The sequence below is a fragment of the Pseudomonas sp. PDM22 genome (assembly GCF_014851965.1).
Taxonomy (GTDB): Bacteria; Pseudomonadota; Gammaproteobacteria; order Pseudomonadales; family Pseudomonadaceae; genus Pseudomonas.
The window spans coordinates 414040-431112 of record NZ_JACVAR010000004.1; the positions used below are offsets into that span (position 1 = coordinate 414040).

The window sequence follows — 17073 nt, forward strand, 5'->3', positions numbered from 1 at the left end:
TCCTTTCAGCTTGCACAGATTTCGGAGAGCACCCGCAGGCGACGCTGCGGTTCGGCGACGAAGGGATTGCGAGTATCCCAGGCGTAGCCGGCGAGAATGGAGCAGATCATCCGGCGGATTTCCGGGGTGGCCTTCTCGTAGAAGATCACGTCCTGGAAGCTGCCGTCGTACCAGCCCTCGACGTAGGCGCGGAAGGTGTCCACGCCGCGCTTGAGTGGCTGGGCGAAATCGCCTTCCCAGTCCACGGTCTCGCCCTTGAGCTGACGGTCGAGCAGGTTGGCCGCCATGCTGGAGGAGCGCATGGCGATGGTGACGCCGGAGGAGAATACCGGGTCGAGGAATTCCGCTGCATTGCCGAGCAGGGCGAAGCCTGGCCCGGCCAGGCGCTTGACGTTCGCCGAGTAGCCGCCGAGGGTGCGCGCGGGGGTGTCCCACACGGCATTCTCCAGCAGCGGGCGCAGGTTCGGCGCAGCGTCGAAGAAGCCCTTCAGGCAGGCGTCCAGGTCATCCAGCTTGCCTTCGAAGTGACGGTCCTCGGCAACCACGCCGACCGAGGTGCGGCCATCGCTGAAGGGGATGGTCCAGTACCAGATGCCGCGCTCTTGCGGGTGGATGCTGATGAGGATCTTCTCGCGGTCGAATTCCGGCGCGTCGATCCGGTCCTCGATATGCGTGAACACGGCGCGGCGCACCGGGAAGCCGGACGGCGCCTCAAGGTCCAGCAGGCGCGGCAGCACACGGCCGTAGCCACTGGCGTCGAGGACGAAGGCGCACTCCACTTCGTACTCGCTGCCGTCCAGGCGACGCACCCGCAGGCGCGGGCAGTCGCCGGCGAAATCGGCAGCGATGATTTCTTCTTCGTAGCGAATTTCCACGCCCTGCAGCTCGGCCTGGTCGGCCAGCAATTGGTCGAAGCGCGCGCGCTGGACCTGGAAGGTCGACCCCTTGCCTTGCGTGAACTTGTCGCGGAAGTCGAACGCGGTGTAGCGCTCGCCCCAGCCGAAGGCGGCGCCGTGCTTCACCTGGAAGCCGGCAGCGAGCACGGCGTCGAGCATCCCCGCTTCCTCGACGAAGTCCAGGCAGTGCGACAGCAGGCTCTCGCCGATGGAGAAGCGCGGGAAGCGCTGGCGTTCCAGCACCAGCACGTCGTGGCCCTTGCGCTTGAGCAGGGCGGCGGCGATGGCGCCGGACGGGCCGGCGCCGATGACGACGACGGTGCGTTGTTGCAGTTCAGGGGCGGACATCTGAGGGGCTCCTTGCCGGTGCCTGATCCTGGGACAAAGACAGGGAATCAGGCGGGGTAGCGGTGGCGGCGCGCGGGCGGCGCACGCCGCAGAGGGCGGGCAGCAGGGTGGCGAACAGGCTCATCAGCAGCAGGCTGAAATACAGCAGCGAGTCGATATGGCCCTGCTGGAACAACAGGTTGAGGAAAACGATTTCGGTCAGCCCGCGGATGTTCAGCAGCAGGCTTTCCTTCCACAACTCACCCAGGCTCGCGCGCGGCAGCGCCCAGCGCAGGCCGAGCCAGCTGCCGGCCAGCTTGCTGAGTACCGGCAGCGCCAGCAGCGCGCCGAGGTAGAGCCAGGAGTAGCCGGCGAGGGCGTGGTGGAAATCGATCTGGAGGATGCCGAAGGCCAGCACCAGCGGTACCAGCAGATAGTTCTGCAGCGCCTGCGCCGCCCGCGGCGACACCGGCAGGCGGAACGGTTGGCGCACCGCGGCCTGGGCCATCAGCCAGGTGATGGCGAACACCAGGGCGTTCAGGTGCCAGTGCTGGCAGGCGATCATCAGGCCGAAGAAGGGCAGGCTGTAGACCAGGTGCTGGCGCATGCCGATCAGCCTTAGCAACAGCGGCCCCGCGCCGGCCAGCAGTGGCCACACCAGTTGGGACGGATCGCTGCTGCCCTGGGCCAGGCCGAACAGGCTCCAGCACCACAGGTCCATCAGCACCGCCGCGTGCATCAGGCGGCGGGTGGCGTCCTCGGGGTAATCGATGTTGCGCAGGAACAGGTAGAGCACCGGGATCGCGGTGATCGAGAACAGCAGGCCGATGCCCAGCACGCTCATGCCCTCGCGTACGCCCAACAGCCACCAGGCGCTCGCCATGCCACAGGCCAGTGGTACGGCGAAGCTGGGCAGGGCGATCTTCAGGCTCTGGCGGCTGACGTCGAGGTCGATCACGTCGCTGAGGATGTGCCCCAGCAGCAGCGCGAAGCCGATGTCGTAGAGTGGCTTGAGCCAGGGCGCGGTAACCAGCGAGCGCACCTCGAAGCCCTGACCCTGGAGGACGATGAACAGCAGCGGCAGCAGCAGGCCGGCCACCAGCAACTGGCTGACGATGGGCAGCAGGCGCAGGCGCCGCCCGCCGATAACCGCGACGGCGAACAGCGGCGGCATGGCCAGCCAGAAGAGGATCGTCAGCATGCCGGAGCTCCTTCTCGGGGGCTTGCTTGTGCCCAGGGGCAGAACAGGAAGCAGAACCCCAGGCCCAGGCCCACGGCCAGGCCGAAGTTGCTGATCACCGGCGTGGCCGACAGCGCCAGCAGGCCGAACGACAGCCAGGTGGTGATGGCCGCCAGCAGCACGCCGACCAGGCTCACCGCCGCGCCGCCCACGCGTTCGCGCATGAGGATGGTGTAATCCACGCCGATGGCGGTGACCAGCAGCAGGCCGAACAGGCTGAACAGCGTCAGCGGCTGGCCCAGCCAGCCGAGGCTGGCGAGGCTGCACAGCGCTGCCAGCAGCGGCAGCAGGACGATGCGCAGGGCGCCGCGCGGCCCGAAGGGTTTGAGCAGCAGGGCGAAGATCAGCACGCAGGAGAGCAGCTTGAGTTCGGTGGCGCTGACCTGGGTGGCGGCGAACAGGCGGTTCAGCTCGCCGAGGCGATCCACCAGCTGCACGCCCTCCAGCCCCTTGGCCTGTTCGGCCAGCACGCCGGCGTCGGACAGCCCCTGCAGGCTCACCAGCCCGGCCACGCCGCCGTCCACCGTGCCCAGCCATAGCGGCCGCCACGGCTCGCCGAGCGGACCCTTCAGGGCCTGGTCCAGGGACTGTGGCGGAAGCTGTTCCAGCTGATCCAGCTCGGCTTGCAGCGCGGCCTGCGCAATGCCCAGGTCGATCAGTGCCTGCCAGTGTTGCGGCAACTGGCGCAGCGCTTCGCGGGCCTGCTGTTGTTGCTGCGCGGTGGCAAGCAACTGGTTGAGCGCGAGGTAGCCCTTGAGCTGGCCGGAGGCGATCAGCTTGTCCAGTCGCGCAGCCAGTTCGGCCTGGCGTTGCAGCAGCTGGGTTTCATCGCTGGCGCGGACCAGGAAGAACTGGCTGGTGGGCTGGTAGCCGGTGATGCGCGCGGCGGCCTGGGCCTCGCTGAGCAATTGCGGCTTGGCGCCCAGCCACTGGCGCAGGTCGTTCTTTACCTGCAGTTGCCACAGCCCGCCGGCGCAGAACAGCACAACCACCGCGAGCAGCGGCCAACTGCCGGTGCGCTGGAGCAGGGCCTGGCGCAGGCCGATCAGGCGCTCGCCCAGCGAGAGCAGCAGGGGCTGCGGGGCGATGGCGTTGCCACGCAGTAGCAGCGGCAGCAGGCCGATCACGCACAGGTAGGCGGCGAGCAGACCGGCCACCGAGAAGGTCGCCACCTGGGTCAGCGCCGGAAAGGGCGTGCAGGCCAGGGCGAGGTAGCCGATTAGGTTGGTGGCGAGGCTGAGAAACAGCCCGCGCTGGCTCAGCTTCAAAGCATGCCAGGGCTGCCAAGGAGCGACAGTCCAGGCTTTCGACAGATAGTGCAGCGGGTAATCCGAGGCCACGCCGATCAGGCTGGCACCCAGCATCAGGGTGAGCAGGTTGATCTTGCCGAACAGCGCGATGCACGCGGTGGCGCCGGCCAGCACGCCGACCAGCACCGGCAGGAAGGCCAGCAATGCGCGTCCGCGGCGGAAGGCGAGCAGCAACAGGAGCAGGGTGCCCAGCGCGGCGCCGCCGCCAACCCAGGTCATTTCGCGGCTGGCCTGGCGCTGGCCGTCGGCCGCATACAGCAGGCCGCTGGCGGCGACGATCTGCCCGCCGTCGGCCGCCAGTTGCTGGCGCGCCTCGGCGATCTGCGCGGCCACGGCGCGCGGCAGGTTCATGTCGAAGGCGTCGGCGCGGGTGCGTGCGCGCAGCAGCACCCAGTTGCGCCCGTTGTCTTCGGCGAGCAGCGCGCCGCTGCCGATGTCCAGCTGCACCTTCGCCGTCAGCGGCTGGTGGTGCTGGATGCGCAAGGCCAGGCCGAACCAGTCCTGGTCATTGGGCAGCAGGCCGAAGCCGGAGAAGGGATCGAAGAGTTGTTCGACGCGCTGCTGGATGAAGGCGGCGGGGTCATCGGAGAGCTGGCGGCGGTCATCGGCATTGAGCAGCGCGAGGCGGCCGGCGCGCAGTTGTTCGCGCAGTGCCGGCAGGTCGGCCTGTACGCCCCACTGCACCTTCTCGTAGAGGCCGCTGGCTTGCCAGCGCTCGGCCAGCTCGCGGGCGTGGGCGATGGCGGTGTCGCGCTCGGGGTAGCCGACCAGCACCAGCAGTTCGCGGTTGAGCGGCTCCTGCATGCGCTGCTCGGCCTGCTTCTGCAGGGCATCACGGCTGCTGCCGGGCACCAGTTCCAGCAGGTCGGTGCTCAGCGGCGCGGCACCGCGCCATTGCCAGGCGGCGAGGGCGAGCAGCGCCAACAGCCCGGCGATCACCAGGCGTGGCAGCCACTGCGGCCGCTCAGCGGGCAAAGTCACTGCGCTCCGCATCGGTCAGGCTGTCGCCGGGCTGGCTGCTGGTCATGCGCAGCACGGTGCGGTCGCCCTGGGCTTCGTGCAGCTCGATGCGCTGCACCAGTTCGCCGCCGGCAATCTCGATGCTGTCGAAGATCTGCTTGAGCAGCACGGCACGCGGCGTCAGGGTGAGTGTCCAGTCGTTCGCTTCGCCGCTCAGGGCGAGGTCGAAGTCGCGCTGCAGGCCGCTGCTGTCGCCTTCCAGTACGGCGAGGAACAGGCGGTTCTGTTGCGCGCTGGCGCTGCGTTGCGGCAGTTGCTGCCAGCCACTGGCGTCGCGCCGGGCGATGCCCTGGTCGTCGATGCGGTAGTCCTGCTTCAGCGGCGTCTGCAGCAGCCAGAGGAGGCCGTGCTGCTTGGCGAGGATGAAGTGGCCCTTGCTCACCAGCGGCTGCGGCAGCGAACGCAGGTGCTTCTCCTGGACGAACTCGCCGCGTACCACCGCCGGTTTGCCGAGCTGCGCGGCCAGTTGCGGCAGGTCGAAGGCGTGGGCCAGCGGAGCGAGCAGAAGGCCGCAGACGAGCAGGGCGCGCTTCAGCATGCTTCGGCCTCCAGTGCGCGCTGCACGGCGTCGATGAACACGGCGGGCGAAACCATCTGCATCTCGCGGCTGGCGATCTCCACCGCCACCTGGGTGCTGCTGGCGCGGGTCAGGCGCTCGCCGGTCTCGGCGTCGCTGATCAGGTAGTTGATCTTCAGGCGGTTCTCCCACTCCACCAGGTCGGCGCGCACGCTGATGCGCTGGCCGAAACGCGCGCCGCGTACGTAGCGCAGCTGCAGGTCGATCACCGGCCAGGCGTAGCCCGCCTCGCGCATCTGCGAGTAGTTGTGGTCGAGCCTGTCGAGCAGAGCGCAGCGCGCGACTTCCAGGTACTTGACGTAGTGGCCGTGCCAGACCACTTCCATCATGTCGACGTCAAAGAACGGCACGAGGATTTCCACCTCGGCCTGCAGCACGCCGGCCTTACGCATAGAGCCCCCAGTGGCGCGCGCGGATGCGCTCCAGGCACAGGCGCAGTTCGCCTTCCAGGGCGCGGTCCTCGATCAGCGGCGGGAAGTCCTGGCCGAGCTGTTCGTGCATGCCGCCCAGCGGCGCCGGCAGCGGGCGCGCACCAGCTTCGCCGCAGCGCAGCCAGACGCCCTGTTGCGCGGCCAGCAGGGTGGCGGCGGCGACCTGTTCGGTCAGCTCCAGGGTACGCAGGGCATCGCGCGCGGCGATGGTGCCCATGCTCACCTTGTCCTGGTTGTGGCACTCGGTGGAGCGCGAGAACACGCTGGCCGGCAGGGTGTTCTTCAGCGCCTCGGCGGTCCAGGCGCTGGCGCCGATCTGCACGGCCTTGAAGCCGTGGTTGATCATCGCGCGGTCGGCCGGCGCGCCCGAGAGGTTGCTCGGCAGGCCATGGTTGTAGCGGGTGTCCACCAGCAGCGCGAGCTGCCGGTCGAGCAGGTCGGCGACGTTGGCCACGAGGTTCTTCAGGCTGTCCATGGCGAAGGCGATGTGCCCGCCGTAGAAGTGCCCGCCGTGGAGCACGCGCTCGTCCTCGGCGTCGATGATCGGGTTGTCGTTGGCGCTGTTCAGTTCGATCTCGATGAACTGCCGCAGCAGGCCCAGGCTGTCGGCCAGCACGCCCAGCACGTGGGGGGCGCAGCGCAGCGAGTAGCGGTCCTGCAGGCGGTGCAGCGGCGGCGTCGGTGCGTCGATGGCGAGGTCCTGGCGAATCCACGCGGCGACCTGCATCTGCCCCGGATGCGGCTTGGCGGCGAACAGGCGCTCGTCGAAGTGCTCCGGGTTGCCCTGCAGGGCGATGACGTTCAGCGCGGTGATGCGCGTGGCCAGCTTGAGCAGGTAGTCCGCGCGCGAATAGGCGAGGCAGGCCAGGCCGGTCATCACCGCCGTGCCGTTCATCAGCGCCAGCGCTTCCTTGGGCCGCAGCACTAGCGGCTGCCAGCCCAGCTCGGCATGGACGTCGGCGGCGCTGCGGCGCTCGCCGCACCACAGTACTTCACGCTCGCCGGCGAGGGTGGCGGCGACATAGGACAGTGGCGTGAGATCACCGCTGGCGCCCACCGAACCCTCTTCCGGGATCAGCGGCAGGATGTCCAGGGCGAGGAAGGCATGCAGGCGCTCCAGCAGTTCCAGGCGTACGCCGGAAACCCCGTGGCTCAGCGAGCGCAGGCGCGCGGCGAGCACGGCGCGCACGGCGGCCGGTTCCAGCAGCTTGCCCAGGCCGCAGCCGTGGAAGGTGTACAGGTGCTGCGGCAGTGCCTCGACGTGCTCCAGCGGCACAGCCACCACGCAGGAATCGCCGTAGCCGGTGGTGACGCCGTAGATCACGCCTTCCTTGTCCAGCAGGGTGTCGAGGAACTGCGCGCCGCGGGCGATCCGTGCGCGGAACTCGGCGTCGTCGTCCAGGCGGCTTTCGACGCGGCGCTCGGCGAGGGCGACGATCTGTTCGATGCTCAGGTGGCCTTGGCCGAAAACCGGCGTTTCAGTGGTTGTCGTCATGGGCTTTCCAGAACGGGTAGAAGTTGAACCACTGCTGCGGTGCGCGCAGGCAGTAGTGTTCCAGGCGCTGGGCGTAGCGCTGGGTCCAGTGTTTCAGGACCTCCGCGCGGTCGCTGCGGCGCCACTGGATGCGCTCGGCGAAGGGCTCCAGGTGCACGCGGTAGCGGCCCTTTTCCTTCAGGCAGAACATCAGGTTGGCCGGGCACTGCAGCAGCCCGGCGAGCAGCCAGGGGCCCTGCGGGAGTGCGGCCGGGGCGCCGAGGAAATCGACCTCGACGTTGCGCCCGCCGTGCAGCGGAATGCGGTCGCCGGCAATCGCCAGCCATTCGCCGGCGTCCAGGCGCTGGGACAACTGCAGCATGATCGCCGGGTCCAGTTCGCTCACCTGGATCAGCCGCAGGTGGCTGGCGCCGGACTCGCCCAGCAGCTTGTTGAACTGCTCGGCGTGGCGGGTGTGCACCAGCACGTTCATGCGCACCTTCTCGCCCAGTTCCGCCAGCGCGCGGCAGACTTCGAGGTTGCCCAGGTGCGCGCCCACCAGCAACTGGCCACGGCCGCTGCGCAACTGCGCGCGCAGGTTGTGCGGGTCATTGAGTTCGATGCTGGCGAGGTCCAGGCGGCCGGCCCAGACATCGAGCTTGTCGAGGATGGCGTCGGCGAAGGCCATGAACTGGCCGAACACGCGGCCGGTGGTCGGGCTCAGCGAGGCGTTGCCGCTGTGCTGCGCCAGGCGCTGCTGATACTCGCGGATGGCGCCGCGCGCACGGGAGCCGAAGAGGAAGAAGTACAGCACGATCAGGTGCAGCAGCGGCGACAGCAGGCGGCGGCCGAGGGTACGCGCCGCCCAGGCGGTGAAGCGCATCAGCAGCAGGCTGCCGCGCTCGCGCTGTTGCGCCCAGTGCTGCGCGCTCACGCGGCGCTCCGCAGGCGGCGCCAGAGGATGGCCGGCGAGCGCCAGAGCATGCCGAAGAACAGCCGCGCGTGCATGGAGGAGATCAGTGCGTTGTCGTGGAACAGGCGGAAGTGCGAGAGGCCGTCCAGCGGATAATGCACCTTCGTCGGCAGCCACTGCATCGGCTGGTTGCGCCAGGCCAGACGGACGAGGATTTCCGGGTCGAAATCCATGCGCTTGCCCAGCGTGGTGCTGTCGATCAGCTTGAGCGTGGATGCCAGCGGGTAGACCCGGAAGCCGCACATGCCGTCGCGGATCGACAGCGACAGGCTGTTGATCCACACCCAGACGTGGGTCAGGTAGCGCGCGTAGAGGCGACCCTTTGGCACGCTTTCGTCGTACTGCGGATAGCCGCAGACCAGCGCCTCGGGATGCTCGCGGGAGGTGCCGAGGAAGCGCTGCACGTCGCCCAGGTCGTGCTGGCCGTCGGCGTCCACCTGCAGCGCGTGGGTGAAGCCCAGGCGCGCGGCTTCGCGCAGGCCGGCCATCACCGCGCCGCCCTTGCCCTGGTTCACCGGCAGGCGCACCAGGTACGTGTCGCGGCCTGCGGCGAGCTGGTCCATCACCGCCGCGCACTCGCGGCTGGAGGCGTCGTCGACCAGCACGCAGGGCAGGCCGGCGGCGAGCAGTTCGGCGACCACCTGGGGCAGCGCGTGCTCGTGGTTGTACACCGGAATCACGGCACACGGTTTGGTGCTCATTCGTCCGCCCCCAGCAGGATGCGCCCGGAGGAGCAGGCGGCCTCGCCACGGGTGAAGGCGAAGTACAGCTTGCCGCGCTCGGCGTCCCAGCGCAGGGCCAGCTGGCAGAGATCGCCCGGCCGCAGCAGTTGCTGGAACTTCAGCACTTCCATGCCGCCGAAGCGTGGCGGCAGGTCGAAGACCTGGCGGCCCAGTTGCTGCGCCCATTGCACCTGCACCACGCCCGGCAGCACGGGAGCCTTGGGGAAGTGGCCGGGGAAGTAGGCGAGGTCCAGGGGGATTTCCAGCTGGAAGTGCTGTTCGCCGTCCACCGCGTTGTGCGTCAGTACGTCGGGATCGCGGCTGCGCGGCGCGTGCAGCAGTTCGTCCACCAGGCTTTGCGGCAGCTTGCCCTGGGCATTGCCCGGCAGGCGTCGCAGCAGGCGCCAGCGGCGCGGCAGGGCGAGGGCTTCGCAGTGGTCGGCGAGGTGTTCGCGCAGGCGCTGGGTCAGCGCGCGGCGGCCGCCGTTGCGCAGCTCATGCAGGCCGGCGTCGCTCAGGGCGACCAGTGCGCCGAGGCTGGCGCGGTTCTCCTGCACCACGCCCAGGCGCGCTTCGCTGACGAAGGGATGCTTCATCAGCGCCGCTTCCAGTTGCGGCAGGGAGATGCGTTTTTCTTCCAGCTTGACGATGCGGTCGAGCCGGCCGAGCAGCTCGAAGCGGCCGTCGGCGCAGAGTCGCGCGGCGTCGGCGGTCTGTTCGGTTGCACCCGGTGGCAGGTAGGTCGATTCGATGCGCAGCGCGCCGTGGTCGTCCTGGCTCAGGGTTACGCCATCGAACGGCTGCCACAGCTGACCGCCCTGGCGCCAGGCGATGCCGCCGGTCTCGGAGCTGCCGTAGATTTCCGTGGGCGCCTGGCCGAGGCGTTCGTGCAACTGCTCGCCGGCTTCGGCCGGCAGCGGGCCGCCGGAGGAGAACACCCGCACCACCGGGCGCAGCGCCGACCAGTCGAGGTTGTCGCCCATGCGCTTGAGCAGCGCCGGGCTGCCGACCCAGGCGAAGCGTGGCTGGTCGAGGCTCAGGCGTTGCAGGTCTTCGGGGAAGGCGATCTGCCGGCGCAGGAAGGCGCGGCCGGCGGACAGCGGCCAGAGCACGCGGAACAGCAGGCCGTAGATGTGCTGCGCGGCGACGCTGCCGAGGATGCGCGCATCGCCCAGTTGTTCGCCCCAGAGGGCTTCCAGCACCTGCACTTCGTTGCTCAGCTGGCGCAGGGACTTGCCGATCAGCTTGGGCTCGCCGGTGGAGCCGGAGGTGCTGAGCACCAGGCGGCAGGCGTCGAGGTCCAGTTCTTCAGGTGCAAGAGGGGCCGGAGGCAGTGCCGGGCCGTTCAGCTCGGCCAGCAGCAGGTCACCGGGCTGATCGCCGATCCAGGCGTCGATCCGCGAGGCCAGTCGCTCGCGGCTGTGGGCGAGGTTGTCGGCCGGCAGCACCGCTTCGGCACCGGCCAGCCACGCCGCGTAGAGGGCAATTGCCAGTTCGGCGGCGTCTTCCAGGTGGATCGCCACGCGCCGGGCATTGCGCTGGCGCAGGGCGCCGGCGGCTGCGCAGACGCGCTGCAGGAAGTCGCTGGCGAGCAGCGTCGGCTCCAGCGCCAATGGGCGCGCGGCGGGCAGCTCCAGCAGCAGCCGGGCGAGGGAAATCGATTTCATCCTTGACCTCTGACCCGCTGCCGTACCAGCCACTCGACGGCGAACAGCACGCCCATCAGCAGGTAGGAAATCAGGCCGTTGTACAGCGTCCACCAGGCCAGCGGAGCCCACAGTGTGAGGGCCGCGGCAATCAGGCCGTTGCCCAGGAAGAACAGCACCCAGGCCTGGGTCACCCGGCGGGTGTAGCGCACCGCGTGGGGCGGCAGCTCCGGCTCGCGCAGGCGCGCCAGGCGCTCGACCAGCGGCGGACCGAATTTCAGGCTGAGGGCGAACAGGCTCAGCAGGCCTGCGCTGATCAGCACCGGGTACCAGCGCAGCAGGTGCGGCTCGTTGAGGAACCACAGCAGCATGCAGAAGGCCACGGCCGCCAGCGCCATCCAGCGTTGCCCGGGGCGTTGCCCGCTGCCCAGGCTGCGGGCGAACCACAACCCGCCCAGCAGCAGCGCGAAGAATTTCGGCGACAGGTGATCGATGCCGAAGTAGATCGCGAACGGGTAGAGCAGTCCGGCCAGCAGCAGGCCGAGCCCGACCAGGCGTGTCATGGGTTGGCCAGGCGATAGACCGCTTCGACCACGTCGCCGACGGTACGCACCGACTTGAATTCCTCGGCGGCGATCTTCTTGCCGGTCTGGCGCTTGAGGTGGTCGATCAGGTCGACGGCGTCGATGCTGTCGATCTCCAGGTCCTGGTACAGGTTGGCGTCGAGGCTGATCTGCTCCGGCTCCAGTTCGAACAGCTCGACCAGGGCGTCGCGCAGGGTGTTGAAAATGTCCTCACGGGTTTGCATGGTCGGCGGTCTCAGGCGGCTTTCTGGGCGGTCACGAAGGCCGCCAGGCTCGCCACATTGGCGAAATGCTGGCGGGTGTCCTTGGCATCGGCGTCGATCTTGATGCCGTAGCGTTTCTGGATGGCCAGGCCCAGTTCCAGGGCGTCGACCGAATCCAGGCCGAGGCCGTCGCCGAAAAGCGCGTCTTCGGCGCCGATGTCGTCAGGGCCGATATCTTCGAGGCCGAGGGCGTCGATGATCAGCTGTTTAATCTCCAGTTGCAGATCGCTCATCTCTTGCGAGCTCCTTGATGAAATGCTGGTGCAGGAAGGCATTGAGCCGGCGCGAGGCTGCCGGGGCGGGGCCCTGGCTGGCAAAGACCTGCGGGTCCAGGTCGTCGCCGACGCGCAGCCGGAAATGCACGCGGCGGGCGGGAATGCTGTACCAGGGCTCGGCCTTGGTCAGGGTGGTCGGGGTCACGGTGATGGTCACCGGGGTGATGACGCTGGCGCCGCGCAGGGCTATGGACGCCGCGCCGCGATGGAATTGCGGAGCCGCGCCCGGCGTGGTGCGGGTGCCCTCGGGGAAGACGATCAGGGTCTGGCCCTGCTGCAACGCGTCCACGGCCTCATCGAACATGTCCATGCTGCCGTTGTTGCTGATGTATTGCGCCGCCGTCACCGGACCGCGGGTGAAGGGGTTGGCGAACAGGCTCTGCTTGACCACGCAGTTGGCGTCGCGGATCAGGCCGATGAGGAAGACCACGTCGATCAGCGAGGGATGGTTGGCGATCACCATCTGCCCCGGCCGACCCAGGCGCGAGATGCCTTCAACTTCCCCCGCACCTTCTATTTCAAAGCTGAGAACGCCGCTGCGCTGCATGATCTGCACGAACAGCCAGAACAGCCGGCTGACCGTCCGACGTGCCCGGGTGCGGCGGCGCAGGGCATCGCCGGGCAGCAGCGCCAGCAGCGGGAAGACCAGCACCCGCAGCAGCAGGCCGCCGATACCGAAGAGGGCGAAGCACAGGCCGGTGGCGAACAGGCGCCACAGCCAAGCGTCGGCGCGCTTGCTCAGTGGTTGCGTTGCCAGGTCCATAGACGCTTCTTCCAGGGGTGGTGGATCAGGCCGGTGCGCTCGATCAGCGCGCGCACCAGGTTCAGGGCATTGGGGTGGGACGGCGGAGCAAGGGCCGTGCCGTTTTCCGCGAGTTCCAGCGACCATTCGCTGCCAGCCTTCAGGCGCAGGGCCACGGCGTAGGGGAAGGGCACGTCGTCGACCCAGGGGGCATATAGCTCCGGCAGCGGCTCTTCGGTCACCACCAGCAGTACCTCCGGGGCACCCTCGGCCAGCAGTGCGGCGGCTTCCAGCAGGCCGTGCTCGAAGCCGTCACGTTCGCCGGCGATCGCCGTCATTTCGCTGGAGTCCTGCCGCAGGATCGACCACAGGCCAATGACCGCGTTGTGTACGGAAAGGCTGAACTGGGTCGGCGACAGTGGTTGTTCGACGGCCAGCTCGCGCAGCAGTTCCAGGCTGCGGCCGGTTTCGCCGTGGCGGGAAACGAAGATCAGTGGCATCGGTGGCCGCCCGTCGGCCAGCGGCCAGGCGACACTGAACACCATCCGCGCCAGGGGGCTGAGGCGTCGGCGTTGCATGGCGGGGAGAAAGGCGACATCCGGTTGGGCGGCGCTGTCAGGAAGACGTTCTTCCCGTACCCAGCTCTGCCAGTCGGCAATCGTGGACAGACCCGGGGCCCAGGCGCTCCACTGGTCGATATTGAATTGAATCACGCTGCGAGCTCTTGTGGGCCCTTCGGGGCATTCCGGTCGGCTAATGGGTCTTCCTTGATCCACCAAGAGCTTCGTCGACACGTGCCATGGCGCAGGGCCGGTATTATCCCGGTCATGCTGCTGTCAAGCAAACCTTTGCTTACAAAAGGGCTGACGCAGGAAATAGGGCAATTCTCGATTGAATGCCGACTTTATGACGAACCACTGTATGAAATCCGGTCAGCCGCCGAGCGGTAGCGGAGCCTCGGTGCGAGGATGCTCGCCCTTGTCATGGGCTTTGCATAGAATCCCGGGGTCTTGAATGGTTCTGGAGGGATGGCTCATGCGGCGCGTGGTGTTCAATCAGAAGGGCGGGGTCGGCAAGTCCAGCATCGCCTGCAACCTGGCGGCAGTGAGCGCAGCGGAGGGCTATCGCACCTTGCTGGTGGACCTGGATGCCCAGGCCAATTCCACGCATTACCTCACCGGCCTGACCGGCGAGGACCTGCCGGTGGGCATCGCTGACTTCTTCAAGCAGACGTTGTCGTCCGGGCCTTTCAGCCGCAAGGGCAAGGTCGACATCTACGAGACGCCCTTCGACAACCTGCACATCGTCACGGCCAGCCCGGAGCTGGCGGACCTGCAGCCCAAGCTCGAGCAGAAGCACAAGATCAACAAGCTGCGCAAACTGCTGGACGAGCTGTCCGAAGACTACGACCGTATTTACCTGGATACGCCGCCGGCACTGAACTTCTACACGGTATCCGCTCTGATCGCGGCAGATCGCTGCTTGATCCCCTTCGATTGCGACAGTTTCTCCCGCCAGGCACTGTACGGACTGCTGCAGGAGATCGAAGAGCTGAAGGAAGACCACAACGAGGAGCTGGAAGTCGAAGGCATCGTGGTCAACCAGTTCCAGCCGCGCGCGACCCTGCCGCAGCAACTGCTGGATGAGCTGGTGGAAGAGGAACTGCCGGTGCTGCCGGTGTACCTGATGAGCTCGGTGAAGATGCGCGAGTCGCACCAGGCCTGCACCCCGCTGATCTTCCTCGAGCCGCGGCACAAGCTGACCCAGCAGTTCGTCGAGCTGCACAACCTGCTGGAAGCCTGAACGCTTACTGGCTGATCAGCACATCGCAGGGCGGCCGGCGCAGGAAATAGCGCGTCGAGCTGCCCAACATGGCCTGCTCGATGGCGCCGCGGCTGCGGCTGCCGAGCACCAGCAGGTCCGGTGTCCATTCGCGTAATGCCGTTTCCAGCGCCTGCTGGGGTGTGCCCTGCTGCACTGCGCAAAGCAATTGCGGCCCTGTGGTCGGCACCTGCGTGCGCTCATCCTGCAGCGCCTGGCGCAGCAGTTCGCGCTGGGTGTCCAGGTGGCTGTCGGCGCGCCCCGCCTTTTTGCCCGGCTGGTAGGCGTTGAGCGCGAGCAATTCGGCGTCGGCCGCGAGCAGCCGGTAACCGGCGCGCCAGGCCTGGCAGGAGCTGTGCGACAGGTCCAGACCGGCAAGGGCCTTCGCGTAAGGTCTGGCGGACTCGTCCACGGCCAGCAGGATCGGCGTGCGGCAATGCCGGGCGATGCGCTCCAGGGTGGTGCCGTCGAAGCGTTCCAGCAACTGCTGGTGGTGCGCGCCGATCACCAGCAGATCGGCGTTCAGTTCCTGCACGGCCTGGGTGACCGTATTCGCCGCGCGGCCCTGGCGGATCACCAGCTGGTAGTCGGTGATGTCACTGGCGCGGGCCGCATCACGCAGCGCCACCTCGGCGGCTTCGCGCACCGTGGCCATCATGCGGTCGGGGAAGAATTCCTCGATGACGTGCAGCAGCGTGACGCTGGCGCCGTGCTGGCGGGCCAGCTGGGCGGCGCGGCGTACGGCGATATCCGCCTCGACGCTGAGGTCGTGGGCGACGAGCAGGTTCCTGTACATGGTGGGCTCCCTCTGTGGCGCTTCCACTGTCGCGCCACGTAGGAAATTTCACCTTGATGCAGGGCAATGGCCCGGATTCAGCGGCTACGCAGCTGATAGATGGCGTGGCTTTCGGCGACGACGTTGCCTTCTTCGTCCTTCAGCTGCAGGTCGAGGACGAATTCGGCCTTGCCGAGGTTCGTGGCTTCTTCGCCGATACGCTGGATGTCCTCTTCACTGAGCCGTGCCTCGACCGTCACGTCGCTGGCGGCGGGGCGCAGGAAGCGCAGGCCGGCTTCCTTGACGATGGGATAGAAGCGCCGGGCGTCGAAGCTGGTCAGCATCAGCACGCCCCCGGGCAGCTCGGCCACGGTGAACAATGCGCCGGCGTACATGTTGCGCAGGTGGTTCTCGTTGTCCTTGAGCGGCATGCGCAGGCGCACGAGGCCCGGTTCCAGCACCTCGGCCTTGAGGCCGGTGCGCTTGACGAAGGCGATGTGCTCTTCGGTGAGTTGGCGGATGAATTCCAGGTTATGACGCATGGGCGCGCTCCGATTCGCCGGCGGGGTTTGTCCCCAAGCCTAGCCGCACCACGCGGCCTGGCAATGACCGCGTGGATTGACCGAAACGCTCGCCCTCAGATGCCCTGGCGCGACAGCCAGTCGAGCAGCTGCGGCAGCGGCATTGCGCCGCTCTGGCGCGCCACTTCCTGGCCGTTGCGCAGCAGGATCAGGCTCGGGATCGAACGAATCCCCAGGCGCGTGGAGAGGTTCGGGTTGGCATCGCTGTCGAGCTTGGCCAGGCGCACCTTGCCCGACAGCCGCGCGGCGGCCTGCTCGAACACCGGCGCAAAGCCCTTGCACGGCCCGCACCAGTCGGCCCACACGTCTACCAGCAACGGCAGGTCGCCCTTGGCCTGGGCGGCGAAGCCGGCCTCGTCGAGGTCGAACGGCGTATCCAGCACGATCGGCGACTGGCAGCGCCCGCAACTGGGCGAATCGTTCACCCGCGTGGCGGGAACGCGGTTCAGGCCGTTGCAGTGGGGGCAGGGGATGATCAGGGAATCGGACATGGAAGTGCTCCTCAGGCTATGGGGAGCTAGGTGGTGGCGGGGACTGTGTTTATCAACTGCTCGGGACTCTCCGGGGTGCGCTCTAACGGTATTCGCCGTTCTGCGTTGCTGAAAAAGTCTTCGTGCAGTTGGGGTATGTCGCTGGTGTCGATGGCTTCGTCCGGTAGTTCTTCCAGGTGCTTCCAGTTGGTTCGGGAGATTCCTTTCATGGGGTTTGGCTTCCTCGGTGGTTTGCGTCGGCTGCCGCCGACGGATCGCGGGCATGGCCCGCTCCCACAGAGCCGGGCCGTGCGCGTCAGGGGCTAGCTGTGGCTGACGCGCTGCTGGTGGTCTGCCTCGTACAGCGAGTGGGCATCGGAGGCCAGCAGCAGGAGGGCGCGGTTGATTTGCAGGACGTTGCGTAGCGGCTGGGCGTCGAGGGTGGCGAGGGAGAGGATGCCGAGCAGGTCGATGACGGCGCTCAGGCGGTCTTCGGCGGCGTTGTAGAGTTCTTCGGCGGGGGCGTCGGCGCGCAGGTAGAGCGTGGCGTTGCGGGGATGGGCGTGGTGTTGTGAGTCGGTTCCCAGGGGGAGGAAACGGTCTTTTTCGGGGTGTGCGGGTGCATTACCATCGGTTTTAGCCATGATTAGTTGCCTGTTAACTGATTGTGGTTAGCGGGCCTTCGGTGTTGTCGCACCGGGGGCTCGCGTCTTTTGATCCGTGCCGTTCGGCACTTCCGGGTCGCAATCTCCCGCCGCGTGGAACATGCAGGAAAATTCCTGCATCGTGCCGCTTATGCTCGGGAAGATGTCGTCATTCTACGGAGTCAAAGCAAGCGAAAACCCGGCGGGAAGGGGAATCCACCGTGTCTGGCAGGAGCTTGCGAAAAGACGGGTTTGGGCGGGGTAGGACAGCGGGAATTCGATGTAGTCCCGCCTGAAGTGAC

At 67.7% G+C, this 17073-nt stretch carries 20 protein-coding genes; 1 reads left to right on the forward strand and 19 read right to left on the reverse strand.

All coding sequences use genetic code 11. The features are described 5' to 3' along the window. Positions 1–5 precede the first annotated feature (5 nt). From IB255_RS16855 to IB255_RS16920, 14 genes are read right to left on the reverse strand one after another with little or no spacing between them, the layout of a single operon-like run. Complete coding sequence (locus IB255_RS16855; protein ID WP_151188545.1) at positions 6–1244, reverse strand: NAD(P)/FAD-dependent oxidoreductase; 1239 nt, start codon at positions 1242–1244, stop codon at positions 6–8. Next, on the reverse strand, positions 1231–2424 hold the full coding sequence (locus IB255_RS16860) for a sodium:proton antiporter (protein ID WP_192210580.1): 1194 nt from the start codon (positions 2422–2424) through the stop codon (positions 1231–1233). Before IB255_RS16860 ends, IB255_RS16855 begins: the two co-directional genes overlap by 14 nt. After that, complete coding sequence (locus IB255_RS16865) at positions 2418–4766, reverse strand: MMPL family transporter (RefSeq protein ID WP_192210581.1); 2349 nt, start codon at positions 4764–4766, stop codon at positions 2418–2420. Before IB255_RS16865 ends, IB255_RS16860 begins: the two co-directional genes overlap by 7 nt. Then, positions 4738–5331 (reverse strand): outer membrane lipoprotein carrier protein LolA, encoded by a 594-nt coding sequence (locus IB255_RS16870; RefSeq protein ID WP_151188543.1) that lies wholly within the window; start codon positions 5329–5331, stop codon positions 4738–4740. Before IB255_RS16870 ends, IB255_RS16865 begins: the two co-directional genes overlap by 29 nt. Further along, positions 5325–5762: an acyl-CoA thioesterase gene (locus IB255_RS16875; protein WP_151188542.1), complete on the reverse strand. Its 438-nt coding sequence runs from the start codon at positions 5760–5762 to the stop codon at positions 5325–5327. Before IB255_RS16875 ends, IB255_RS16870 begins: the two co-directional genes overlap by 7 nt. Further along, positions 5755–7296, reverse strand: coding sequence for an HAL/PAL/TAL family ammonia-lyase (locus IB255_RS16880; RefSeq protein WP_192210582.1), 1542 nt, complete (start codon positions 7294–7296; stop codon positions 5755–5757). Before IB255_RS16880 ends, IB255_RS16875 begins: the two co-directional genes overlap by 8 nt. Continuing rightward, the gene (locus tag IB255_RS16885; RefSeq protein ID WP_225594912.1) at positions 7280–8158 is read right to left on the reverse strand and encodes a glycosyl transferase; all 879 of its coding nucleotides are present in this window, start codon (positions 8156–8158) and stop codon (positions 7280–7282) included. The genes IB255_RS16880 and IB255_RS16885 overlap by 17 nt, the downstream gene beginning before the upstream one ends. 47 nt (positions 8159–8205) lie before the next feature. Then, positions 8206–8949 (reverse strand): glycosyltransferase family 2 protein, encoded by a 744-nt coding sequence (locus tag IB255_RS16890; RefSeq protein ID WP_151188539.1) that lies wholly within the window; start codon positions 8947–8949, stop codon positions 8206–8208. Further along, positions 8946–10637: an AMP-binding protein gene (locus IB255_RS16895; RefSeq protein ID WP_192210584.1), complete on the reverse strand. Its 1692-nt coding sequence runs from the start codon at positions 10635–10637 to the stop codon at positions 8946–8948. The genes IB255_RS16890 and IB255_RS16895 overlap by 4 nt, the downstream gene beginning before the upstream one ends. After that, the gene (locus IB255_RS16900) at positions 10634–11179 is read right to left on the reverse strand and encodes a hypothetical protein (protein WP_081515446.1); all 546 of its coding nucleotides are present in this window, start codon (positions 11177–11179) and stop codon (positions 10634–10636) included. Before IB255_RS16900 ends, IB255_RS16895 begins: the two co-directional genes overlap by 4 nt. Then, positions 11176–11424 carry an acyl carrier protein gene (locus IB255_RS16905; RefSeq protein WP_081515447.1) on the reverse strand — a complete coding sequence of 83 codons (249 nt, stop codon included), beginning with the start codon at positions 11422–11424 and terminating at the stop codon, positions 11176–11178. Before IB255_RS16905 ends, IB255_RS16900 begins: the two co-directional genes overlap by 4 nt. Positions 11425–11435: 11 nt before the next feature. Further along, a complete protein-coding gene (locus tag IB255_RS16910) occupies positions 11436–11696 on the reverse strand; it encodes a phosphopantetheine-binding protein (protein WP_045216036.1) in 261 nt (86 codons plus the stop codon). Then, positions 11671–12501: a lysophospholipid acyltransferase family protein gene (locus IB255_RS16915; protein WP_192210585.1), complete on the reverse strand. Its 831-nt coding sequence runs from the start codon at positions 12499–12501 to the stop codon at positions 11671–11673. The genes IB255_RS16910 and IB255_RS16915 overlap by 26 nt, the downstream gene beginning before the upstream one ends. After that, on the reverse strand, positions 12477–13193 hold the full coding sequence (locus tag IB255_RS16920; protein WP_192210586.1) for a beta-ketoacyl synthase chain length factor: 717 nt from the start codon (positions 13191–13193) through the stop codon (positions 12477–12479). Before IB255_RS16920 ends, IB255_RS16915 begins: the two co-directional genes overlap by 25 nt. 322 nt (positions 13194–13515) lie before the next feature. On the opposite strand from IB255_RS16920, the gene IB255_RS16925 reads away from it, so the two are divergent. Further along, complete coding sequence (locus IB255_RS16925) at positions 13516–14283, forward strand: ParA family protein (RefSeq protein ID WP_138523465.1); 768 nt, start codon at positions 13516–13518, stop codon at positions 14281–14283. Between the two features lie 4 nt (positions 14284–14287). Here IB255_RS16925 and IB255_RS16930 read toward each other — a convergent pair whose 3' ends face one another. The 5 genes from IB255_RS16930 to IB255_RS16950 form a co-directional block, all read right to left on the reverse strand. After that, a complete protein-coding gene (locus IB255_RS16930; RefSeq protein WP_192210587.1) occupies positions 14288–15097 on the reverse strand; it encodes a universal stress protein in 810 nt (269 codons plus the stop codon). A gap of 77 nt (positions 15098–15174) precedes the next feature. Further along, positions 15175–15618: a YiiD C-terminal domain-containing protein gene (locus tag IB255_RS16935; RefSeq protein WP_081515452.1), complete on the reverse strand. Its 444-nt coding sequence runs from the start codon at positions 15616–15618 to the stop codon at positions 15175–15177. A 95-nt stretch (positions 15619–15713) separates the two neighbouring features. Then, on the reverse strand, positions 15714–16148 hold the full coding sequence (gene trxC, locus IB255_RS16940; RefSeq protein ID WP_138213961.1) for a thioredoxin TrxC: 435 nt from the start codon (positions 16146–16148) through the stop codon (positions 15714–15716). 26 nt (positions 16149–16174) lie between these two features. Further along, positions 16175–16357, reverse strand: a complete 183-nt coding sequence (locus IB255_RS16945) for a hypothetical protein (RefSeq protein WP_081515454.1) — start codon at positions 16355–16357, stop codon at positions 16175–16177. A 93-nt stretch (positions 16358–16450) separates the two neighbouring features. After that, entirely contained in the window at positions 16451–16771 is a 321-nt protein-coding gene (locus tag IB255_RS16950; RefSeq protein ID WP_192210588.1) for a hypothetical protein, read from the reverse strand. Positions 16772–17073: the final 302 nt, after the last annotated feature.